This is a genomic window from Leifsonia sp. McL0607 (assembly GCF_049993355.1).
In the GTDB taxonomy this organism is placed as follows: domain Bacteria; phylum Actinomycetota; class Actinomycetes; order Actinomycetales; family Microbacteriaceae; genus Leifsonia.
On the sequence record NZ_CP188253.1, the window covers coordinates 2,839,328 to 2,859,664 of the forward strand.

General features: G+C 66.9%; 22 protein-coding genes, 1 tRNA gene and 2 pseudogenes. 11 read left to right on the forward strand and 14 right to left on the reverse strand.

Features of this window, described 5'->3' with window-relative positions:
* Positions 1-94: 94 nt before the first annotated feature.
* Positions 95-1,660, forward strand: coding sequence for a hypothetical protein (locus ACPPVW_RS13725; protein WP_426623665.1), 1,566 nt, complete (start codon positions 95-97; stop codon positions 1,658-1,660).
* Here the strand turns inward: ACPPVW_RS13725 and ACPPVW_RS13730 are convergent.
* From ACPPVW_RS13730 to ACPPVW_RS13740, 3 genes are all read right to left on the reverse strand, one after another.
* A complete protein-coding gene (locus ACPPVW_RS13730; protein WP_426623666.1) occupies positions 1,657-3,057 on the reverse strand; it encodes an APC family permease in 1,401 nt (466 codons plus the stop codon). The two genes, ACPPVW_RS13725 and ACPPVW_RS13730, sit on opposite strands and share 4 nt — an antisense overlap.
* A gap of 90 nt (positions 3,058-3,147) precedes the next feature.
* Positions 3,148-4,020: an alpha/beta fold hydrolase gene (locus ACPPVW_RS13735; protein WP_426623667.1), complete on the reverse strand. Its 873-nt coding sequence runs from the start codon at positions 4,018-4,020 to the stop codon at positions 3,148-3,150.
* Positions 4,008-5,021: an adenosine deaminase gene (locus tag ACPPVW_RS13740; RefSeq protein WP_426623668.1), complete on the reverse strand. Its 1,014-nt coding sequence runs from the start codon at positions 5,019-5,021 to the stop codon at positions 4,008-4,010. The genes ACPPVW_RS13735 and ACPPVW_RS13740 overlap by 13 nt, the downstream gene beginning before the upstream one ends.
* 82 nt (positions 5,022-5,103) lie before the next feature.
* Here ACPPVW_RS13740 and ACPPVW_RS13745 point away from each other — a divergent pair, with 82 nt between their 5' ends.
* Positions 5,104-5,565, forward strand: a complete 462-nt coding sequence (locus tag ACPPVW_RS13745; RefSeq protein WP_426623669.1) for a DUF2809 domain-containing protein — start codon at positions 5,104-5,106, stop codon at positions 5,563-5,565.
* Here the strand turns inward: ACPPVW_RS13745 and ACPPVW_RS13750 are convergent.
* Genes ACPPVW_RS13750 through ACPPVW_RS13760 form a run of 3 tightly spaced genes read right to left on the reverse strand, consistent with a single transcriptional unit; the run spans position 5,468 to position 8,576 of the window.
* Positions 5,468-6,454 carry an NAD(P)H-quinone oxidoreductase gene (locus tag ACPPVW_RS13750; protein WP_426623670.1) on the reverse strand — a complete coding sequence of 329 codons (987 nt, stop codon included), beginning with the start codon at positions 6,452-6,454 and terminating at the stop codon, positions 5,468-5,470. The two genes, ACPPVW_RS13745 and ACPPVW_RS13750, sit on opposite strands and share 98 nt — an antisense overlap.
* Positions 6,454-7,698, reverse strand: a complete 1,245-nt coding sequence (locus ACPPVW_RS13755; protein WP_426623671.1) for an ABC transporter permease — start codon at positions 7,696-7,698, stop codon at positions 6,454-6,456. The genes ACPPVW_RS13750 and ACPPVW_RS13755 overlap by 1 nt, the downstream gene beginning before the upstream one ends.
* Before the next feature lie 2 nt (positions 7,699-7,700).
* On the reverse strand, positions 7,701-8,576 hold the full coding sequence (locus tag ACPPVW_RS13760; protein ID WP_426626304.1) for an ABC transporter ATP-binding protein: 876 nt from the start codon (positions 8,574-8,576) through the stop codon (positions 7,701-7,703).
* A 207-nt stretch (positions 8,577-8,783) separates the two neighbouring features.
* Here ACPPVW_RS13760 and ACPPVW_RS13765 point away from each other — a divergent pair, with 207 nt between their 5' ends.
* Positions 8,784-9,143: an ArsR/SmtB family transcription factor gene (locus tag ACPPVW_RS13765; RefSeq protein WP_426626305.1), complete on the forward strand. Its 360-nt coding sequence runs from the start codon at positions 8,784-8,786 to the stop codon at positions 9,141-9,143.
* Positions 9,144-9,148: 5 nt separating this feature from the next.
* Entirely contained in the window at positions 9,149-9,622 is a 474-nt protein-coding gene (locus tag ACPPVW_RS13770) for an SRPBCC family protein (RefSeq protein ID WP_426623672.1), read from the forward strand.
* On the opposite strand, the gene ACPPVW_RS13775 is transcribed toward ACPPVW_RS13770, so the two are convergent.
* Positions 9,619-10,422, reverse strand: a complete 804-nt coding sequence (locus ACPPVW_RS13775; RefSeq protein WP_426623673.1) for an inositol monophosphatase family protein — start codon at positions 10,420-10,422, stop codon at positions 9,619-9,621. The genes ACPPVW_RS13770 and ACPPVW_RS13775 overlap by 4 nt on opposite strands.
* Before the next feature lie 122 nt (positions 10,423-10,544).
* Here ACPPVW_RS13775 and ACPPVW_RS13780 point away from each other — a divergent pair.
* The 3 genes from ACPPVW_RS13780 to ACPPVW_RS13790 all read left to right on the forward strand — a co-directional run bounded on the left by ACPPVW_RS13780 (position 10,545) and on the right by ACPPVW_RS13790 (position 12,393).
* Positions 10,545-10,620 (forward strand) — tRNA-Lys (locus tag ACPPVW_RS13780).
* Between the two features lie 181 nt (positions 10,621-10,801).
* Positions 10,802-11,635 carry an IS5 family transposase gene (locus tag ACPPVW_RS13785; RefSeq protein ID WP_426623674.1) on the forward strand — a complete coding sequence of 278 codons (834 nt, stop codon included), beginning with the start codon at positions 10,802-10,804 and terminating at the stop codon, positions 11,633-11,635.
* Positions 11,636-11,841: 206 nt separating this feature from the next.
* Positions 11,842-12,393 (forward strand): hypothetical protein, encoded by a 552-nt coding sequence (locus ACPPVW_RS13790; protein ID WP_426623675.1) that lies wholly within the window; start codon positions 11,842-11,844, stop codon positions 12,391-12,393.
* A 41-nt stretch (positions 12,394-12,434) separates the two neighbouring features.
* Here the strand turns inward: ACPPVW_RS13790 and ACPPVW_RS13795 are convergent, their stop codons facing one another.
* Together ACPPVW_RS13795 and ACPPVW_RS13800 are read right to left on the reverse strand one after the other, a co-directional pair.
* Positions 12,435-12,707, reverse strand: coding sequence for a hypothetical protein (locus tag ACPPVW_RS13795; RefSeq protein ID WP_426623676.1), 273 nt, complete (start codon positions 12,705-12,707; stop codon positions 12,435-12,437).
* A gap of 10 nt (positions 12,708-12,717) precedes the next feature.
* Positions 12,718-12,996, reverse strand: coding sequence for a hypothetical protein (locus ACPPVW_RS13800; RefSeq protein ID WP_426623677.1), 279 nt, complete (start codon positions 12,994-12,996; stop codon positions 12,718-12,720).
* 68 nt (positions 12,997-13,064) lie between these two features.
* On the opposite strand from ACPPVW_RS13800, the pseudogene ACPPVW_RS13805 reads away from it, so the two are divergent.
* Positions 13,065-13,253: pseudogene (locus tag ACPPVW_RS13805) on the forward strand (hypothetical protein); the annotation flags it as partial.
* Here the strand turns inward: ACPPVW_RS13805 and ACPPVW_RS13810 are convergent.
* Positions 13,250-13,789, reverse strand: coding sequence for a pyridoxamine 5'-phosphate oxidase family protein (locus tag ACPPVW_RS13810; protein ID WP_426623678.1), 540 nt, complete (start codon positions 13,787-13,789; stop codon positions 13,250-13,252). The pseudogene ACPPVW_RS13805 and the gene ACPPVW_RS13810 overlap by 4 nt on opposite strands.
* A 671-nt stretch (positions 13,790-14,460) precedes the next feature.
* On the opposite strand from ACPPVW_RS13810, the pseudogene ACPPVW_RS13815 reads away from it, so the two are divergent.
* Positions 14,461-14,808: pseudogene (locus ACPPVW_RS13815) on the forward strand (HepT-like ribonuclease domain-containing protein).
* 458 nt (positions 14,809-15,266) lie between these two features.
* Here ACPPVW_RS13815 and ACPPVW_RS13820 read toward each other — a convergent pair.
* The gene (locus ACPPVW_RS13820) at positions 15,267-15,641 is read right to left on the reverse strand and encodes a hypothetical protein (protein ID WP_426623679.1); all 375 of its coding nucleotides are present in this window, start codon (positions 15,639-15,641) and stop codon (positions 15,267-15,269) included.
* 192 nt (positions 15,642-15,833) lie between these two features.
* Positions 15,834-16,748 (reverse strand): PadR family transcriptional regulator, encoded by a 915-nt coding sequence (locus ACPPVW_RS13825; RefSeq protein WP_426623680.1) that lies wholly within the window; start codon positions 16,746-16,748, stop codon positions 15,834-15,836.
* 124 nt (positions 16,749-16,872) lie between these two features.
* On the opposite strand from ACPPVW_RS13825, the gene ACPPVW_RS13830 reads away from it, so the two are divergent.
* Both ACPPVW_RS13830 and ACPPVW_RS13835 read left to right on the forward strand, forming a co-directional pair.
* On the forward strand, positions 16,873-17,430 hold the full coding sequence (locus tag ACPPVW_RS13830; RefSeq protein ID WP_426626306.1) for a winged helix-turn-helix domain-containing protein: 558 nt from the start codon (positions 16,873-16,875) through the stop codon (positions 17,428-17,430).
* Between the two features lie 326 nt (positions 17,431-17,756).
* Positions 17,757-18,713, forward strand: coding sequence for an MFS transporter (locus tag ACPPVW_RS13835; RefSeq protein ID WP_426623681.1), 957 nt, complete (start codon positions 17,757-17,759; stop codon positions 18,711-18,713).
* Positions 18,714-18,754: 41 nt separating this feature from the next.
* Here ACPPVW_RS13835 and ACPPVW_RS13840 read toward each other — a convergent pair whose 3' ends face one another.
* On the reverse strand, positions 18,755-19,516 hold the full coding sequence (locus ACPPVW_RS13840; protein WP_426623682.1) for an SDR family oxidoreductase: 762 nt from the start codon (positions 19,514-19,516) through the stop codon (positions 18,755-18,757).
* Positions 19,513-20,292, reverse strand: coding sequence for a DUF4386 family protein (locus tag ACPPVW_RS13845; RefSeq protein WP_426623683.1), 780 nt, complete (start codon positions 20,290-20,292; stop codon positions 19,513-19,515). Before ACPPVW_RS13845 ends, ACPPVW_RS13840 begins: the two co-directional genes overlap by 4 nt.
* Between the last annotated feature and the right edge of the window lie 45 nt (positions 20,293-20,337).

Sequence of the window (20,337 nt, forward strand, 5' to 3'; positions counted from 1 at the left end):
TGTTAGGTTTTATACGGTTTTACCGTCATGTCGAGGAGAAATCGCCCGAAGCGGCTGGCCGGAAAAGCGTCCGTTGCAACCGAAAGGACTTGATGTGGTTGAAACGTCGATGACCTCCCCTTGGGACCGGCGCTCTATCGTCAGGGTCGCTCTTGCAGGCGCAGGTGCGGGAGCCCTGGGAATGATCGGAAGCGCTTCTCCGGCACATGCGGCGGACACATCGCCGTTCTGGATTTCGTCGCAGCACGGCATCACGCCGAACAACGGTAACGGTGACCAGGGCCCAGCGATTCAGAGTTTCATAGAGGAGGCGACCGCGAACAACGCACGTGCTCTCTTCGCGCCGGGAATGTACGGCGGCAACAACATCCGAATCCCGCGCGACGCCTATGTCGGATCCGCCTCTGGGCTGCCGCATTACTCCTCTGCAATCAAATGGGGCCCGGTGACCTTCAAGCCGAGCGGCATCGGCGTGACAGACCCGACCTTCATCATTGATCGAGACGCCAACGGAGATGACGCCAGCGGAATCGTCATCGAGGATGTGGGCTTCGTCGCGCGCGGCTCCCACACCGCGCCGCTGTTGCACCAAGTGAGCGGCTTCGAGGTGTACCTCTCGCGCGTGTTCTTTGTGGGAAACGATGCCGCACCGGCGCTGATCATCGACGCCGCTTCGAACTGCCGCTACGACGATGTCCAAATTCAGTCATCCGGAACGGGCGAAATGCCTGCGATGATGTTCGCGTGCGGAGGTCATGCCTGGGATCGCGCGCCCAGCCACTATTCGAACACGAACGATTTCCACCGACTTCGCATAGAACGATCGGCTAATGCTGCATTGTGGATCGGAGTAGGGGGAACCTGGGACACATCATGGTCTGAGTTCACCCGGTTCCTGTCGCCGCACATCGAGTCTCCACGCAACGACTCGACCTCGGGTGGAGGACTCGGGGAGAACACCAATCCGCTCGTGCAGATCGGCAGCGCACGCTCGATCGACTTCGTCGCGCCGTTCTTCTATGGAGGAGGAGAGGCGATCATCCAGCACAAGCAGCCGGATGCGGTCGGCGGCGGGTTTCCGACCATCGACACCGGCGGTGTCATCGTCACTGGCGGTACGCTTCTCTCGCGCTCGGGCAGCGGACACCATCAAGCTGACTACGCAGTTCGGGCTACCAGCGGTAACGGCGTGCACCTCCAGGGCACCCGCATCAAGGACGTAGCCAAGGCAGGCGTCCTGATCGAATCGGGCTATGGTCCGGATGCGACGATTGACACGACCGCCGTCAGCCAGGGTGATCCGACAAGAGGACGGCTTCCGCTCGTTGTCGATCAGCGAGCGCTGTGGAAGCCGTCAGGTGCCGTCGAGCCACCTGCGGGCAACGACGCCTCCTGCACAGTGACGGGCGACGACAAAGCCGGCAGTATCACGTTCACCAGCGGACTGGCGGAGACCGCGGTCGGCTCGCAGTTCAAGATATTGTTCTCGCGCGACCTCAAACAGGTGCCGCGGGCCATCACCGTAACACCCCGCAACTCAGCTGCGGGCGGAAAGGTCTTCTGGGTTTCCCAGAAGTGGGGCACCGGCTTCCAGGTCGCGTTCTCGAGCGCTCCCTCGGTGTCGACCGTGCACACGTATGACTACACCGTCACGGTCTAGCGCTCCGACCCCACCGCCTTCGTGAACCCGGTCACCGGCTGGTTCTCGTCGAAGGCCGCCGCCTTGCGGCGGAACCCGCGCGTCAGGACGAGCAGGTAGATGAAGCCGATGGCCGTCCAGATCAGGCCTCCGATGAGCGCGTCCGCGTGAAGGTTCGCCCAGAGGATGCCGGTGAGCACCATGCCGATCGTCGGCAGGACGATGAAGCTGAAGACGTCGCGCGGGGTCGTGCGGCGGCCCTGGCGGATCGCGAACCAGGCGATGACCGAGATGTTCACGAAGGTGAACGCGATCAGAGCGCCGAAGTTGATGAACGCCGAGATCAACTCCAGCGAGAACGACATCGCGAGCAGGCAGAGCGCGCCGACGAGGACGATGTTCCGCGTCGGTGTGCTGGTCTTCGGGTCGATGTAGCCGAAGAAGCGCCGCGGGAGGACGTTGTTGCGGCCCATCACGAGCAGCATCCGCGAGACGGAGGCGTGGGAGGCGAGGCCGGAGGCGAGCGTGGCGGCGAAGCCGGCCGAGACGAAGACGGTCTGGAAGACCGGGCCGCCGACGATGAGGCCGATCTGGGGGAGCGGGTCGTCGGTGAATTCGCCGAACGCCGCGTTCGTCGGGAAACGCAGCTGGGTGAAGAAGCCGGCGATGAGGAAGATCGCGCCTCCGATGAGCACCGTCAGCAGGATGACGCGGGGCATGACCTTGGGTGTCTTCGCCTCCTCCGCGTACATGGTCACCGCGTCGAACCCGATGAACGAGAAGCAGACGACCGTGGCGCCGGTGAGGACGGCCGAGAGGGTGACGCCGTCGTGGAAGAACGGCTTCACGGAGGCAACGGTCCCGTCGCCGGCGCCGTTGGCGAGCTGACCGATCACCATGACCACGAACACCGTCATGACGACGATCGCGAACACCAGCAGGATCATGTTGACGTTCGACGTGCCGCGCATCGTGAAGTAGATGAGCGTCGTCACCGCCGCGCAGTAGATCACGACCCAGATCCAGCCGGGGACGCCCGGAAGGACCTGCTCCAGATAGAGCCGGATGATCAGGCAGTTCACCATCGGCAGCAGCACGTAGTCGATGAGGGAGGTCCAGCCGACCATGAAGCCGACGTTCGGGTGGATGGACTCCCGCACGTAGGTGTAGGCCGAGCCGGCGCTCGGAATGGCGCCCGCCATCTTGCCGTAGCTGATGGCGGTGAACAGCATCACGATGAGCGCCACCAGATAAGCGCCGGGAACGGCGCCGTTCGTCTGGTCGGAGACGATCCCGAACGTGTCGAAGACGACGGTGGGCGTCATGTATCCGAGGCCGAGTGCGACGATGGCCCAGAGCCCGAGGTTGCGGCGCAGAGCCCCGGATCGCGCGGGTGCGGAGGCCGTCGACGTCGTCATGCTCTCTCCTTCGGGAACAGAAGATCGTCGGCTGTGCAGGCCGACGCGTCCGTCGACACTAGCAGTCGGAGAGGCGGTTTCTGAAAAGACTCACAGAGTCAGCGGTGGCGACACGTTTCCCGTCGCCACCCCCCAGTCCAGCGCGACGCCCAGCGCCGTGAGCACCGAGACGTGGCCTTCGCGTGGCCGCAGCCACAGCTCACCGCGGCGGATCCGCTCGAGCATCCAGCCGGCATGCGTCGCCGGGATGACGCGGTCTCTGCCGCCCTGCACGAGGAGGACCGGCGACGTCACCGCAGCGAGTTCGACTCCCCAGGGCGAGACGAATGCCACGTCGTCGTCTGCTTCGCCCTCCGGGCCGGAGGCCGAACCGGCGCCGGCGTCGGTGCCAAGAGCGGCCCAGGCGCCTTTAAGGACCTCATAGTCGCGGGAGGTGAACGATTCGGGCTCGAATTCCGCCGTCTCTGCGTGCGCGAGTCGCGCCCGCCGGCCGGCGAGCGCGGAGCGGAGCCCTCCGGGATCGGCCATGCCGGCGAACCAATCGACGTCGCCCCAGTACGGCGCGATGCCCGCGAAGGTGGCGACAGCGGTGGCCCGTCGCGGCGCGAGCGCAGCACAGGCGAGTGCGTGCGGACCGCCGCCGGAGGCGCCCATCGTGGCGAACCGGTCGATGCCGAGCTCGTCGAGCACGGCGAGCACGTCGGCAGCGGCATCGGCGACGCTGCGGCCGGGCGATGCGTCGGAGCCCGGGTAACCGGGTCGCGCGCAGGACACGACTCGGAGGCCCCTGGCAGCGGCCTCGGAGGCCACCGGCTCGATGATGGCGCCGGTCTGCGGCGTTCCGTGATGCCAGACCAGCACGGGGGCGTCGCCGCTCCCGCCGGTGTCGAAGTAGCGCACCCGACGGCCGTCCGGCCGAGCGATCGATCCCGACGGAGCCGGGCCGGTGCTCAGCCCCGCCACGCGTCCACCTCTTCCTGCAGTGCAGCCTTGCGGGCGTCCGACGCGAAGGACGCGTCGATCGACGTGCGGGCGAACCGCTCGGCCCGTTCGGCGTCGACGCCGAGCGCATCCCGGATGGCGAGGTAGTTGCGGCCGACATAGCCGCCGAAGTAGGCGGGGTCGTCGGAGTTGATGGTCACCCGCACCCCGGCGGCGTCGAGCGTCAGCAGCGGGTGGTCGGCCAGGTCGGGAACCGTGCGCAGGCGCACGTTCGACAGCGGGCACACGGTGAGCGGAACGCCCTCGGCGGCGAGCCGTGCCATCAGTTCCGCATCCTCCGCGGCGCGGATGCCGTGGTCGATCCGCTCGACGCCGAGAAGGTCGAGCGCCTGGCGGATGTAGGCGGGAGGCCCCTCCTCGCCGGCGTGGGCGACAGCATGCAGCCCGGCTTCCTTCGCCCGTGCGAAGACCCCGGCGAAGAGCTCGGGCGGATAGCCGACCTCCGCGGAGTCGAGCCCGACGCCGAGCAGTCGCTCGGGCCGGGTGAGCGCGGCGCTGAGCACCGCGTCGGCCGACTCGACCGGCTGGTCGCGCAGGAAGCACAGGATGAGCCCGCTGGAGATGTCGAGATCGCGCTCGGCCTCCGCCAGCGCACCGCTGATGCCGTCAATGAGGGCCTCGAGCGGCACCCCGCGGCTCACGTGCGCCTGCGGGTCGAAGAACAGCTCGACGTGGCGCATGCCCTCGGCGGCGGCGGTGCGGAGGTAGCGCCGGGTCAGCTCGGCGAAGTCGTCCTCCGTGCGCAGTACCGCCATCGTGGCGTAATACAGGTCGAGGAAGGACTGGAGGTCGGCGAACTCATACTGAGCGGCGAGCTCCTCCACGAACGCGTACGGGAGGGCCACGCCGTTCCGCCCCGCAAGCTCGAACGCGAGATCGGGTTCCAGCGTGCCTTCGATGTGGAGGTGGAGCTCGGCCTTCGGCAGAGCGAGCAGGGCGTCGTCGGACGGCAGCGCGGTCATGACGTCGATCCTCCCACCGATGGAGGTGCGATCCGACACCGGCAGGACGTGTCGGCAGGCGGAGGGCCGGTAGCATCGCCGGATGACATCCCTCGCCCGCCGTCGTGTCGTGCTCCTTCTCGTCGCGGTCGCTGTCGTCGCGGCCGGTCTCACCGTGCACGAGCTGGCCGAGGGCTGGGCCGGCGCGTTCGCGGGCGATGCGCTCTACGCGGTGCTGCTGTTCGTGCTCGTCGCCATCGTGACGCCGCGAGCACACAGCGCGGTGGTGGGAGGCATCGCGCTGACGGTGTGCGTCGGGGTCGAGCTGCTGCAACTCACCGGCGTGCCTGCCCGGCTGTCGGCGGCGATCCCCGGTGTCGAGCTCGTGCTGGGGTCCACCTTCCAGGCGACCGACCTGATCGCCTACGCCCTCGGCGCGGCGGTCGCGACCGTGGCGGACCTCCTCGTCAGGAGACGCGCAGCAGGATCTTCCCGAGATGCGCGGACGACTCCATCCGCCGATGCGCCTGGGGCGCGTCCGCGAGCGGGAACACCGAGTCGATGACCGGGCGCACGTCGCCGGCCTCCAGAAGCGGCCAGACGTGCTCGCGCACAGCCGCGATGATCGCGACCCGTTCGGCGAGCGGACGCGCCCGCAGGGTCGTGCCCTGGAGGCGGGCTCGCTTGCGCATGAGCAGCCCCAGGTCGACGGAGGCCGGGGTGCGGTCGCGGACGGCGATCGACATGATCCGACCGCCGGTCGCGAGCGCCTCCAGGTCGCGCGCGATGTAGCCGCCACCCACGATGTCGAGGACGACGTCGGCGCCGCGGCCCTCTGTGAACGCCAGGACCGCCGCGACGAAGTCGTCCGTGCGATAGTCGACGGCGGCCTCGGCGCCGAGCGAACGGCAGAACTCGGCCTTCTCGGGGTTGCCGGCCGTCGCGATCGCGTGCGACCCGAGGGCGCGGGCCAGCTGGATCGCCATCGAGCCGATCCCGCTCGACCCGCCGTGGACGAGGATGGTCTCGCCGGGAGTGAGTGCGCCCACGTCGAACACGTTCGACCAGACCGTGGCCGCCACCTCGGGGAGGCCGGCGGCCTCCACCGCGTCGACGCCCGCCGGAACGGGCAGCACGAGCCCGGCGTCGACCGTGACGAGCTCGGCGTAGCCTCCGCCGGGAAGCAGAGCGCAGACGACGTCTCCCTCGTTCCAGCGTCCGGGCTCGACGCCGTCGCCGACGGCGTCGACGACCCCGGAGACCTCGAGCCCCGGCCACTCGGGCGCGCCCGGCGGCGACGGGTAGTAGCCGCGGCGCTGGCTCAGGTCGGCGCCGTTGAGTCCCGCCGCGATCACCCGGATGCGCAGCTCGCCCGGTGCCGGTTGCGGATCGGGAACCTCGGCGAGCGTCAGGACCTCCGCCTCACCGGGCTGCGGGACGACGACGGCGCGCATCAGCGGACCGCGGTGCGTCCCGGCCCCGACCGGCGCCCGAGGACGTCCCGGATCTTGACCTTGCTCGAGTACTCGATCGAGCCGTAGCGGAACAGCCGCACGGCCAGCCGCAGCACCACGTACGACAGCGCGAACAGCTCGACGATGATGATGATCGCCTGCCAGAGGGGCAACGAGCCGAAGGCGTTCAGGATGAGTGCGGTGACCGGCGCGGTATAGGGGAAGTACGCCAGGATCTGCACGATCGGCGCGTCGGGCGTGCTGATGGCGTAGCTCGACGCGTAGATCGGGATCACCACGGCGAAGATCACGACCGAGAAGAACGGGGCGGCGTCCTTGGCGGTCGGCATCACGGCGCCGACGGCCACCAGCGTGCCGGTGAACAGTGCGAAGCCGCCGATCGTGATGAGCGCGCCGATGATCATCTTCTGCGGGTCGAAGACGAGACTGCTGAGGTCGAGACTCGGGATGGCGAGCTGGTCGCGGAAGAACACGTATCCGATTACCACGGGCACCGCGAAGGCCGCGATCTGGATGAGCCCCACGGCGAACAGCGACACCACCTTGCCGACCAGGAGATTGGTCGGATTGATCGTCGTCAGGATCATCTCCGTGACGCGGTTCTCCTTCTCCTCCAGCGTCGAGTTCAGCATCTGGTTGCCCAGGAACACGATGACGATGAAGAACGCCGCCAGGAAGAGGAGAGCGGGCAGGATGGCCTCGAAGCCGGGAGCGACCGCGCCGTTCTTGAACGTGGTCGTCGACGTGTTCGTCTCGCCGCGGAGGATGGCGACGTCGACCGGGCTGTTCAGCTTCTCCTCGACGCTCGTCGAGAGCAGCGACTGCGCGACGGCGGAGTACTTGCTGTTCTGGAAGACGCCGGAGTCGGCTCCGTAGACCTTGATCGTCTGCTGGGCGGGGTCGGCGGGGTAGTCGAAGAACGCGGGCGTGCCTCCGTTCTGCACCTCCTCGACGCCCTCGGAACTGCTCGCGATCTCTTTGCCGCCGTAGCTGTGGGCGATCGCCGGGTCGACCAGTCCGGACGCGTCGACGTAGAGGAAGTCGAAGCGCGCGTTCTTCTGCTGGTCGGCTGTGTTGGCGCTGGTGACGTTCGCCGAGATGAGGAGCGCGCCCAGCCCGAACACGAGGATGGGAAGGATGAGCGTCACCGCCCAGAAGCTGCGCTTCTTGATCGTTCGCGTGAACTCGAACCCGATGACGGTGGCGAGGTTGTGGCGGGCCATGGTCAGTCCTCCTCGCGGCTCTCGGCGCCGTAGACCTCGACGAAGATGTCGTCGAGGGATTTGCGGGTGGGGGCGAAGCGCGTGACGTGGAGGCCGGCCTCCAAAAGCGTGCGCAGGATCGCGGCCGTGTCGGCATCGTTCGCGACCTCCAGCTCGGCGCGGCCGGCCTCGTCCTTCGCGATGCGGTAGGCGGGGGAGGGCGGGACGAGGCCGTCGTGGTCGATGTGCACGACGGTGCCGCCGAACTGCTCCTGCACCTCCGCGACGGTGCCGTAGGCGCGCGAGGCGCCGTCCTTCAGGAGGATCACGCGGTCGCAGAGGCGCTCGACTTCCTCCATCTGGTGGGTCACCATCATGACGGTGGAGCCCGCGCGCTTCTGGTCGTCGATGATGTCCATCAGCAGCCGGCGGTTGACCGGGTCGAAGCCCTTGGTCGGCTCGTCGAGGATGAGCAGCTCGGGCTGGTTCATGATCGTGACCCCGAGCTGCACCTTCTGCTGCTGGCCGCCGGAGAGCTTGTCGAGGCGCACCTTCTCTTTTTCGCCGATGCCGACCCGCTCCAGGTAGCCGCGCGACCAGCGCCGGGCCTGCTCGGCGCCGAGGCCCTTGAGCCGGCCGAAGTAGACCATGACGTCGATGACGGGCTCCTTCTTGTAGAGGCCGCGCTCCTCAGGAAGGTAGCCGAGGCGCTCCCCGGCCTCGGGGGAGAAGTCTTTGCCGTCGATGTGGAGGACGCCGGCAGTCGGCTGGTAGATGCCGAGCAGCGCGCGGATGGTCGTGGTCTTGCCCGAGCCGTTGCTGCCGAGGAAGCCGAACGTCTCGCCTCGGGCGATGTCGAAGGAGAGGTCGCGGATCACGGTCGTGTGTCCGAAGTCCATCCGGAAGCCGGCGATGTGGACCAGAGGTTCGGTGGTGGCGCTGGTGGCTGTCGTGGTCGTGGCGGGCGCGTCTGTGGGAGTGCTCACGATGTCGAGCCTAGGGGAGTCGGGCCTCTTGCGTCCGGGCGACGGGCGGCGTACTATGTTCAACACAAGTGTTGATAAATGGAATTGTTGGATACTGTCTTGGATAATGCGGACCTCGAGGTGCAGGAGCGGGGACTCGACCGAGCGTTCCAGGCACTCTCGGACTCCGTCCGTCGGGCGATCATCGCGCGGCTCAGCACGGGGCCGGCGACCGTGAACGAGCTCGCAGAGCCGTTCGCGATCACGACCCAGGCGGTGTCCCGCCACATCCACGTGCTGGAGGAGGCCGGGCTCGTCACGCGCAGCCGTGATGCGCAGCGCCGGCCGGTGCACCTGCGCGCCGGCGCGCTCGAAGAGCTGACCTCCTGGATCGACCGCTACCGGTTGATCCACGAGCAGCGATTCCGCACCCTCGACACGGTGCTCGGCGAACTCGCTGACACCGAGACGACCACCCATCAGAACGCGAGCAAGGAGTGAGATCAATGAGCAACGACGTCACCATCACCGCACCGGAGGGCCTCCCCTTCATCGACATCGAGCGCGAGTTCGACTATCCCGTCGAGCTGGTGTTCCGCGCGCACAAGGAGCCCGAGCTGTTCAAGCGCTGGCTCGGACCGCGGGGTTACGAGATGGACCTGGAGCAGTTCGACTTCACGACGGGAGGCCGCTACCGGTACGTGCACACCGTCGGAGGCGAGTCCTACGCCTTCAACGGGGTCTTCCATGTCGTCCGCGACAACGAGTTCGCCATCCAGACCTTCGAGTTCGAAGGCTTCCCAGACGTCGTGAGCGTGGAGTCGATCCGCTTCGAGCCGCTGGAGGGCGGACGCAGCAGCCTCCACATCCACGCCGTGTACCCGACCGTGGATGCCCGCGACGGCATGGTCGCGTCGGGTCAGGCGAAAGGCGTCACCGAGGGGTACGAGCAGCTCGACGAAGTGCTCGCGAGCCTTTAGGCGAGCGCCTCCAGGAGGGCGGCGTGGAGCAGCCCGTTGGAGGCGAGCGACGATCCGTTGCCCGGGCCGGGCGCTCCGGTCGCCGAGGTGAACGTGCCCCCGGCCTCCTCGACGATCGGGATGAGCGCGGCGAGGTCATAGGTCTTCACGTCGAACTCGCCCACCGCGTCGAGGAGGCCCTCGGCCAGGAGCATGTACGACCACATGTCCCCGTAGGCGCGATCGCGCCACACCCGGCGGGTCAGAGCGACGAGCCGGTCGAGGTATCCGGCCTGATCCCACTGGGCGATGCTCTGGAAACTGATCGAGGCGTGCTCGAGGTCGGCGACAGCAGAGACTCGGATGGGGCGCGGCTGGGCGCCAGGCGCGTCGGTCGTCCAGGCTCCGTCGCCGGTCGCCGCCCACCAGCGCTTGCCGAGAGCGGGGGAGCTGACGACCCCGACCACGGGCTTGCCGTCGATAGCCAGAGCGATGAGGGTGCCCCACACCGGCACGCCACGCAGATAGTTGGACGTGCCGTCGATCGGGTCGACGATCCACTGCCGCCTGCTGTCGCCCTCCGTCCCGTACTCCTCGCCGAGAATGCCGTCGCCGGGCCGCTCGGAGGCGAGCGCCTCCCGGATCGCCCGCTCCACCGCGAGGTCGGCCTCCGTGACGAACGTGCGGTCGGGCTTCGTATCGATGTGGAGGCCGCGCTCGCGGAAATGCGTAGACGAGATCCCGTCGGCGAGGTCGGCGAGCCGCAGGGCGAGCGCCAGGTCGGAGGAGAGGGGCCGGTCGGTGTCGCGTGCGTCGGTCACGGCAGGAGCCTAGCGGGCCGCCCGCCGGACACGCCCGAGCTTCATATTCGACGTGGTTCGATTGGCGAAGCGGCCGACCCGGATGCTAATGTTGAGCCTCGGTTCGGGAAACCGAATCGAATGCGCCTCTAGCTCAATCGGCAGAGCAATTGACTCTTAATCAATGGGTTCAGGGTTCAAGTCCCTGGGGGCGCACCACAGAAAAGCCCGGTCAGATGCCAAATCTGACCGGGCTTTTCGCGTTCCGGTGTGACTCTGCTCGCGAGATCCGCTACTTAGAGGTCGCGCCGGTAGGTGATGGTGTGGCGTTGCGTTGAGGTGGGCACGAGGCCTGTTAACCACGGTTGTGTGAATAACTCGTTGGTTTCCAGGACGCCTCGTGCCCGCTGTTCCATCTTCGATCATTGACCCGATCTGGCACCAGTTCGAAGCGCTCATCCCGCCTGTGGTGGATGAGCATCCGCTTGGGTGTCACCGGCCACGTGTTCCGGACCGGGTCGTGTTCGACAAGCTGGTGCAGGTGCTCGTGCTCGGCGCCGCGTACGCAAAGATCGCCGACAGCGCCTGCTCGGCGACCACGATCCGTCGACGGCGGGATGAATGGATCGTCGCGGGGATCTTCACCATGCTGGAGCAGATCTGTCTGGACTCCTACGACAAGATGATCGGACTGCAACTGGGTGACTTGTCCGTGGACGGGTGCATCGTGAAAGCCCCCTGCGGTGGCGAAGCTGCCGGCCGTTCCCCGGTAGACCGTGGGAAACAGGGCACGAAACGCTCCCTCCTGGTCGATGGGCGAGGGATCCCACTCGGATGCGTTGTCGCCGGCGCGAACCGTCCAGACTCCCCGCTGCTTGGTCCGACCCTGGAGAAACTGAGCCGGTTCGGCTTCAACCTTCCCGAGCGAATCACGGTGCACCTGGACGCAGGCTACGACAACACCAAAACCCGCGACCTACTCGACGTCCTCGGGTGCGACTACGTCATCAGCAAGAAGGGCGAACCGCTACAAGCCGGCGCTCGGTGGGTCGTGGAGAGAACGAACTCCTGGCACAACCGCGGATTCCGGAAACTCCAGATCTGCACCGAGGTCCGCACCCGCGTGATCGACGCGTTCATCGCCCTCGCCGCCGCGATCATCACCACCCGCAGCCTCATCCGCGAAGCCTGGACCCGCTACCGCTGGAACACCAGACCCAACCGACAACCATGACCTACCGGCGCGACCTCTTACTCGCCATTTCTCTGATTTCGAGCTGGCGCCTCGATTCAATGTGTAGCTGACCTGGGCTGTGCTGCTAGATTCGGCGCACGCGCTCCGGCTATCCGCCAGCGCAGTGAAGCGAGGTGAGGAGCAGGATGGGTCCTGGCCAGTTGAGACCAAGCTTCGCGACCCACGATCGCGAACGGCGCTACGCGATGACTGCCATAGCGTGGGTGCTCGGAGCCGGTTGTTTTCTCAACCTCATGCACCCGTCAGGATATATACCCTTCTTCGTCGCTCTGCTCGGGTTGATCATCGTGACCCAGATCCTTTACTCGAGGCGTTTGGGTTTCGTGCGGCAAGTGGCCTCTCAGCTCTCGAGGGAGTTTCCTGGGGACCACTTCCTGGTCGGAAACGTGCGGTTCGTCGGCCCCGGAGACAGCGGACCAGATTCGGTCGATTTCACCACGACTGTCCTGCAGTTCAGTGACACGGCGCTGTCGCTCTGGAACCCGGACTCTCCGTCCCATCCTCTTGTCGCGATTCCGTTCGAAAACGTCGACGTCGAAGTGACGAAGAAGACGCCTCCGCGGTGGGTCGTGATCGCCCCGTACTCGGCGGGTGAGACGCACATCGCCCTCTTCACCGAGACGGGGTTGGGTTTCGAGAGGGAAGGCCGAATGAACGTGCTCGCGCACGAACTATTCAATCTCGGTGGCGTGACTGAGCCGAGAGCAGCGCCCAAAGGTGGATCGGAGACGCTCTAGCGCACCACTGAAGGTTCTTCGCGTGCGGAATCATGTGGAAATCAGCTTGGTGTGTAGCTGATCTGGCGGGCGTGGCCGTCGAGCATCCACATCACTGTGCGGATCGTCTGTTCCAAGGATTTGTGGCCAACCGAGCCGCGGCCTCGTCGAGCCGCATCGTCGAGCCGCACGGCGACCGTGTCGAGGCCCTCGTCGAGGAGGTCCGCGTAGATGTCGAGGGTCATCGCGGCGCTCTTGTGCCCGAGCATCTTCTGCAGCACCTTGATGTTGGCGCCCGCGCTGACCGCTCCCACGCCCATGGCCACATCGTTCATTCCTCAGGATTCATTGCTGGACGTCCTGGAACTTGGGCTCCGACGCGCGTACCTGGGCGACCGCTTCTTCGAGTTCCTGGATCAGCTGGGCGCGCGCGCCGGTGAAGTCGGCTTGGGCGACCGCAACGGTCATCTGAAGGTCGAAGGCCTTGTATGCTTGGTAGTTCAACAGGGTCACGGCCTTGCGGTTCGATACTGCAATGGCGATCTGTCCTGGCCCCGGCCACTCGGTCCGGATGCGCTTGCTGAACACGAATTCGCGCGTCTGCTTCGCGCCGAGGTAGACCATTCGCTATGACGCGATCACCAGGCGGCCCTGGTCGACGACGGTAGCGACCGTTGTCCGGTTGACGTAACCCGAACGATGCCGCCGCGTTGAAGGGTCTCTACCTGGTGACCCGGTCGCTTGATCCCACCGGGCGCGGTCGGGCACGCTGATTCACCAGGCGGAAGCCAGCGCTGAACGCTCTCGCGAACGTATTCGACGGCCGCATCAACCAACCAACGCAAGACCCAGTCCACCCTTCATCTGACAGACACTTCTAGAGGCCGGGGAGGCCGTCGATGCTGCGCGAGTTCTTCTGCCGCCGATAGTCGTCCATCCCCGCCGGCCCCTTCTTCTCGGCTTGGAGGCGGATCAGGTCGCGCTCCTCGCGTACGTCCATGAGCGGGACACCCCATCCGCACGAGTCGCTGATTCTGGTGACGTCGACGGAGATGACAGCACGTGTACTCGGATTGTCCGGGTGCAGATCAACGACCTCCTTGAAGCCAGGATCGTCAGGGAGAAGGACCGAGCCCACGCCATGGAGACGGACGACCCGAGGGCGACTGTCGAAGGAGAGGAACATCAGGCAGATGCGTCCGTTCTCGCGCAGGTGCGCGATCGTCTCGACGCCGCTGCCGGTGTAGTCGACCCAGGCGACGCGGCGAGGGCTCAGAACAGACAGCGTGTCGTGCCCACGCGGGGAGACGTTGACGTGTCCAGTCTCTGCGAGCGGGGCGGTGGCGACAAACCACAGCGGTTGAGCCTCGATCCACGAGGCCAGCTTGGCGTCGATTTCATCGAAGAGCTTGCCCATGATTCGACAGTAGCGCTCCTGACCAACCGAATCTGGTAGGAGTGACCGCACCCCTGGACGAGATCTTCCGCTCGATTCTGGTGACAGAGCTCCGGCCCCAGCGGGGACAGCGTCACTATCGGCGTTGATGTCACAATTGTGGGATTCAAAGTGGTGTACGAACTGGAGCTGGAGCGTGGGGCTGGCAGGCAGTATCCGCATACGTTGCTCATCGAATGTACCCGGAGGTTGGCAAGCACCTTCCTTCAGGGCTCCCCGCTGGACTGGCAGGCGTGGATCGACGGGCAGGGACCTCAAGACTCGGGCGAAGCGGTTGATCAACGCCGATCTGCCTAGTCCCGCGCGCTGAATTGGGTCGACGTGGAATAATTCTTCCCATGATCACCGCGGTTCCAGTCGACATGCAGGCGATCGCCCGCGCGTGCGAAGCACATGGAGTCCGGCGACTTCGCATTTTTGGGTCAGTGCTTGGGGACACGTTTGACCGCGCGACGAGCGATGTCGATTTCTTGTCGACTTTTTGCCCGGCCGCGGTGGACTCTTCCATGACTACTTCGACCTAAAGAACGACCTCGAGCGGATTGTCGGACGCGGGGTGGATCTGGTCGATGCCGGTGCGGTGCGTAATCCCTACTTTGCACGGTCGGCATTCAACAGTGCCGAAGATGTCTATGCTGCCTGAGTCGCCGGCGTTCCTCTGGGACGCGCGCGAGGCCGCGACGAAGGCTGCATCGATTGCACAGGGTCATGAGCAGAAGGCGTATTTGGGCGACTGGGTGCTTCAAGCTGCTGTCGAACGGCAACTCGAAGTACTCGGCGAGGCGCTGAAGAATCTCCGCTAGGCCGATAGCGAGACAGCAGATCGTATCCCGGACATTCACGCGATCATCGCGACGCGAAACATCCTGGTCCACGCGGACGCGCAGGTGGATCAGCGACGAGTATGGGAGGTCCTGACCGACGACCTGCCCCTCCTCATCCCGGTGCTCCAAGGCTTGCTCGCCGAAGTAGACTTCTGACGCTTCGGCATCGTTTGACCCTGGGCCAGCTGCAGGCCCAGGTCATAGGTTCGACGTGATCTGTCACACCGAGGCTTACCGGGTCGGGTCACTCCCTCGTTGGCTTGGGCGGCGACACCTGTGGTCGAAGCGCCGGGCACCAAATACGTCGGCAGCGGCAACCCGGGGACCTCGCGGCCACGCAACTGTCAGATCGATTCGGTGAACGTGATTTTCCTGCTATCCGCCGAAGCGAGGTGAACAGCAGCAAGGGTCCCCGCCGGTCGGGACCGACCTTCGCGAGCCATGATCGCAAAAGAGGCTACGCGATGACCGCCATAGCGTGGGTGCTCGGGGCCGGTTGTTTCATCAGCCTCATGCGCCCGTCAGGATCGACACCGTTCTTCGCCGCTTGGTCGGGAGATCTTCCTTGCGAAGACCATACGAGCCTTGTGCGTCTTCGGTTGAGCTGGGCGGAGCTATTGCCTCCTTGCCGTTCGAGGATCGCGCCGTCGTCGCAGGACCTGCAGGTAGAGGAGTCGAGCTAGCAGCGTCAGGGCGACAGAGCAGATCGGGCCGATGAGGGCGAGCGCGAGAGCGAAGAGGATGCGTTGTGTCAGGGGTGTGTTGCTGGTGTTGGCGACGTAGAGGAAAACGGCTGAGAGCAGATAGCCGTAGACCCCGGATGCAAGCAGGGCGGTGAGCCGGTCGGCGGCGATGATGCCGATTGCGATTGCGATAATCGCCCAAAAGATCAGGTTCGCGGCAGACCCGCCGAACAGGATTCGGCCGCTGAGCGCTCCGATGCCGATTCCGACCGCGCCGCTGAGGACGACGGTGAGCGTGCGTGTCATGCTGCGGATGTAGAGACGGGCGGATCGTCATGAGGAACCGGGCGAGGAAGACGATGCCGAAGATCAGCGCCACGACCCCGTCGGTGTAGAGCACGCCTTGCCCCCAGGCGACACGTTCGATGCCGTGGGCGGCGCCGACCGCGAGGAGCGCGAGGCCCGCGCCGAGGAACGCGGTCGCTCCGATCGCGGTGATCACGTTGCCGGGAGGCGAGCCGAGGCACCGAGGGGACGTCGCCGCGTCAGCCGCATCGCGGCGAGGATGACGCCGGCGATGACCAGCCCGACGATCGCGGCAGCGAGGATGAAGAGGAAGGAATCGTCGGAGCTTTCCAACGCGGCCGCGGTGCTGCACGTGCTCGCGCCCGGTTGGACCGCGAGCCAGTATGCGCATTGCGCTGCCATGAATCGATAGCCGGCGGGTGCGCCGTAGACCCACTGGGTCGATGTGACGAGCGCCAGGGCGCGCGCGAGGAGGGTGGCCAGCCCGATCGCGGCGAAGCCGTACACGGCGAGCTGCGCCGCTGCTCGTAAGCATGCGGCCAGCAGCTCGGCGGGTCGGCGGTGGTTGGCGACGCGTGCGATCGTCGGGGCATCGCCGATCGCGGCGATCGCGGCAGTCTGTGCGGCGTCGGCGTCCATGCCGTCGCGCTGGTATGCGTCAGCGGAGGCGCGCAGGTGAGTTTCGGCCTCGGTGAGCATCCGGCGGCGTTCGGCAGGGGTGCCCTCGAGTCGGTGCAGCATGTCGTCGAGGTAGGCGTCGATGCGATCACCGGTCATGGCAGATGCTCCCAACACTCGATTCATGCCGCTGGCGAAGCGCTGCCAGTCGGCGGCCTGCTGATCTCGAGCCTCGCGCCCGGCGCCGCTGAGCTCGTAGACACGGCGTCGCCTGCCGGCGACGACCTCCCACGAGCTCGTGATCAGTCCGCGGGACTCGAGCCCGTGCAGTGCCGGGTAGACGGTGCCTTGGGCGAGCACGAACTCACCGTCGCTGCGTTCTCGGATGTTCGCCGTGAGTTCGTAACCGTGCGCTGGCCCGGCGGCGAGCGCGGCGAGCGGCAAGAGGTCGAGGTTCCCCTTGAGGGCTTCCGGGGATCGGCTTCGCAAGGAGATTTCGGCGTGATACGCCCACGATCTCCTTGTAGCGCGCTATAGGAGGAGATTCTGGGGCGTGTTTCCTGTTTGCGGATTTCGCAGGGGTTTCCCCGGGTTCGATCCGGCGCGCGACGTGATGCTGTCGCCATCGGCGATGCGCGGCCTCGTGAACCCGTTGCGGCTCCGGCTGCTCGAGTTGCTCCAGGCTGACGGGCCGTCGACGGCCACCGAGCTCGGCCGGAGGGTCGGGCAGTCGCCCGGTGTGACGAGCTACCACCTGCGCGTGCTCGCACAACACGGTTTCATCGTGGAGGACGAGGAGCGCGGAGACGACCGCGATCGCTGGTGGCGGGCCGTGCATCGGTCGACATCGTTCTCGTTCCGGGTCCCGGGAGACCGGGCCACGGCCGAGACCGTCGACCACGCGGCGCAGTTCATCCGGCTGACCGTGGAGGCCTCCCATCGGCGCGCCCTCGATTGGGTGGACACCCTCCCGAGCCAGGTCGACGAGCTCGCCGCGATGCCGTGGACGGTCAGTGACTGGCCGCTGACACTCACGCCTGGCCAGGCGCGCGTGATCGTGACCGCCGTGCGGGAGCTGGTGACGCAGTTTCAGCGCGATCCCGACACGGCACCGAGCGACCCGGAGGCGGTACGCGTGCACGCGCAGTTCCAGCTCTTCCCCGAACAATGACGCAGGCGGTCACGCGATGACCAGCGCAGGCGTTCGGCGCTGCGGGCCGTTGCTCGCCCTCGTGTCGGCCTACTTCGTGAGCGGCAGCGGCACGGCGCTTTCCGCCGTCGCGATCCCGTGGCTCGTGCTCGTCACGACAGGCAGCGCGGTCGCGACCGGTGTCGTCGGGTTCGTCGAGATGGCTCCCTACGTGCTCCTGCAGGCGACGGCCGGCCCGCTGGTCGACCGGCTCGGGTTGCGGCGCATGTTCCTGCTCGGAAACCTCGCGGCCGCCGCCGCGCTCTTCCTGGTCTTCCTGGGGCGAGCTCGGCGCGCTGCCGTTCGGCGTGCTCCTGGCGCTGGGCGCGTTCGCCGGGGCGGCGCGAGGGGCTGCGGACTCCGCGACGACGCCGATGATCCCGCCGCTGGCACGTTTGGCGCACTTCAGCGACGAGCGCGCGGTCGGCCTCTACAGCGGCGCGAACCGTGCGGCGTTGCTGATCGGGCTCCGCCTTGCCGGAGCACTGGTCGCCCTGCTCGGGCCGGCGGGCACCGTTTTGATGGACGGCGTCAGCTTCCTGGTCGCGGCCGTCCTCACGGCGGCGTTCGTCCCCGCGGTTCCTCGTCCACCCGCCGCGGGCGCACCGGTGGCCGGCGCGAGCCTCGGCCTGCGCGCCTACCTCTCCGAGCTCCGCGAAGGCGCACGGTTCCTTCGTGGCGACCGCCTGCTGCTCAGCCTGCTGGTGCTGATCGTCGTCACCAACCTGCTCGATCAGGCGATGAACGCCGTCTTCCTGCCGGTGTGGGCGCACGACCGCGTGCACGATGCCGTCGCGTTCGGGCTGGTCGGGGGAGCGTTCGGGCTCGGGATGCTGCTCGGCGTCCTCCTCACGGCCTGGGGAGGCCGGCGGCTGCCAGGTTGGATCACGTTCGCGCTGCGCACCCTGCTGGCCTCCGCCCCGCCGTTCTTCGCGGTAGCGGGCACGGACGCCGTCGTGCCTGTCGCCCTGGTGTTCTTCGTGTGCGGCGTGTTCGGCGGAGTGCCCAATCCGATCGTCGGCGCCGTGCAGTTCGAGCGGGTCCCGCCCCGTCTCCAGACCCGCGTGCTCGGGGCGATGAAGGCGAGCGCCTACCTCGGCATCCCGTTCGGCTCGCTCGCCGGCGGCCTGCTCACGCAGGCCGTGGGACTCACGGCGGCGTGCGTGGCGGCCGGGGCGGTGATGCTCGTGGTCACGTTCGCGCCGCTGGTGTTCCCGGTGTGGAGGGGGCTGGATCGCGCAGTGCCGGGGGCGGCGACGGCATGAGGCGCGCGGGCGGCCGGTGAGTTCGGGAGGCGGAGCGCCCGCTACCAGGGCAGCACGCCGTAGCCGCCCTCCCGGTCGGAGCGCCACAGGTGACCCCAGAGCGCGCCGGAGGGTCCGTCAGCGTGAAGCGTCGCGAGGTACACGCTCGGCTCGGCTCCCTCCTCGACCGATCGGATGCCGCCGTGGTCGTTGAAGTCGGTGTCTGTGAAGCCGGGATTGGCGGCGTTCACCTTGATGGCGGTGTCCTTGAGCTCCTTGGCGTACATCGCGGTGAGCATGTTCACCGCCGACTTCGACGACGGATATTGCGCGGAGGCGGGCATCGCGAAGAGGGGATTCCCTTGCTCGGTCTGCGAGCCGATCGAACCGACCTCGCTCGAGACGTTCACGATCCGGGCGGCCTCGGCCCGTCGCAGCAACGGCAGCATCGCGTTGGTGACGGCGACCAGCCCGAAGACGTTGACCTCGAAGACCGCTCGCATGTCGTCGAGGGACGTCTGGCTGGCGGTCGCCCGCCGGCGGGAGACGGTAGCGGTGCCGGCGTTGTTCACCAGCACGTCCAAGCGGCCGAACTCGCGGCCGATCCATTCGGCGGCCCGTGCGATCGACTCCGCGTCGGTCACGTCGAGCTGCACGAAGCGCGCGTCGGCGCCGCCGTCGCGCAAGGTGGCCTCGGCGTTCCGGCCGCGTTGCTCGTCCCGAGCGCCGACGAGCACGGTCATGCCGAGCTCTGCCAGGCGCCGCGCGGTCTCGTAGCCGATTCCCTTGTTCGCCCCGGTGATCAGGGCGATCTTCTCCGTCACGGTCTCGACTGTACGCGCGGTGGCCGATCTCCTGGGACTCTGGTGGTCGTCCCCAGGATCTGCTGCCGCCGGTTGTGGGTCGTGGACGTCCGCAGGAGGCGGAAGAAGGACCGGCTCAGCAGGATGAGCCACCAGGCGGTGGGGATGAGCGACAGCATCGCGACGACGACGCCGACTGTGCCGACGTTGGCCGGCACCAGCATGGTCACCCCCGTCGCGATGCCCACAGCGCCGGGGAGCCTGCCGAAGATGCGGCGTCGCACCATGACGATGGAGAAGATGAGAGTGCTGGCCGCCCCCAGAAGGTAGCTCAGGCCGAACGTCCCGCCGGTGTACAGCGTGAGGAGGGTCTGCGCCGACGCCGTCAGCGCTGCTCGATCCGCCGCGTGATCGGCGACGGCGTACTGGGAGCTGAGCTGCCACATCGAGAACGTCGCCTCCCGGGAGACGAAGAACAGACCGAGGCTCAGCAGACCGACGACGAGGGCGACCAACGCCCACCCCCGGGAAGTTCGCTCGACCACCGCGAACAGGGCGATGTAGAGCGGAATCATGAGGAGGTAGTCGATGGTGAGGAGGAGGTCCAGGTCCAGCAGCCCGAGCAGGGGATGGTCGGCGAACAGGGCGAAGTAGCCGAGCGTCGTCGTCGGTGGAGGCCAGAGCAGGAAGATGGCCGCCTGCAGAGGGATCATCGCTGTGACCACGATGGCCGAGATCGCCGCGAACCGGATCACGGGCCTCCAGCCGCTGTCGATTCCTGTTTCGCGCATGTCCATGACGGAACGCTGCCATGCGACGAGGTCGAGGGACAGTGCCGAAGG

Coding starts and splice junctions, on each gene's coding strand:
- ACPPVW_RS13830 (WP_426626306.1), top strand. CDS start 16,873: ATGCTGTCGCCATCGGCGATGCGCGGCCTCGTGAACCCGTTGCGGCTC.
- ACPPVW_RS13810 (WP_426623678.1), bottom strand. CDS start 13,789: ATGGGCAAGCTCTTCGATGAAATCGACGCCAAGCTGGCCTCGTGGATC.
- ACPPVW_RS13745 (WP_426623669.1), top strand. CDS start 5,104: ATGACATCCCTCGCCCGCCGTCGTGTCGTGCTCCTTCTCGTCGCGGTC.
- ACPPVW_RS13790 (WP_426623675.1), top strand. CDS start 11,842: ATGACTGCCATAGCGTGGGTGCTCGGAGCCGGTTGTTTTCTCAACCTC.
- ACPPVW_RS13770 (WP_426623672.1), top strand. CDS start 9,149: ATGAGCAACGACGTCACCATCACCGCACCGGAGGGCCTCCCCTTCATC.
- ACPPVW_RS13845 (WP_426623683.1), bottom strand. CDS start 20,292: ATGGACATGCGCGAAACAGGAATCGACAGCGGCTGGAGGCCCGTGATC.
- ACPPVW_RS13740 (WP_426623668.1), bottom strand. CDS start 5,021: ATGACCGCGCTGCCGTCCGACGACGCCCTGCTCGCTCTGCCGAAGGCC.
- ACPPVW_RS13755 (WP_426623671.1), bottom strand. CDS start 7,698: ATGGCCCGCCACAACCTCGCCACCGTCATCGGGTTCGAGTTCACGCGA.
- ACPPVW_RS13820 (WP_426623679.1), bottom strand. CDS start 15,641: ATGACACGCACGCTCACCGTCGTCCTCAGCGGCGCGGTCGGAATCGGC.
- ACPPVW_RS13730 (WP_426623666.1), bottom strand. CDS start 3,057: ATGACGACGTCGACGGCCTCCGCACCCGCGCGATCCGGGGCTCTGCGC.
- ACPPVW_RS13760 (WP_426626304.1), bottom strand. CDS start 8,576: ATGGACTTCGGACACACGACCGTGATCCGCGACCTCTCCTTCGACATC.
- ACPPVW_RS13795 (WP_426623676.1), bottom strand. CDS start 12,707: ATGAACGATGTGGCCATGGGCGTGGGAGCGGTCAGCGCGGGCGCCAAC.
- ACPPVW_RS13750 (WP_426623670.1), bottom strand. CDS start 6,454: ATGCGCGCCGTCGTCGTCCCGCAGCCCGGTGAGGCGGAGGTCCTGACG.
- ACPPVW_RS13800 (WP_426623677.1), bottom strand. CDS start 12,996: ATGGTCTACCTCGGCGCGAAGCAGACGCGCGAATTCGTGTTCAGCAAG.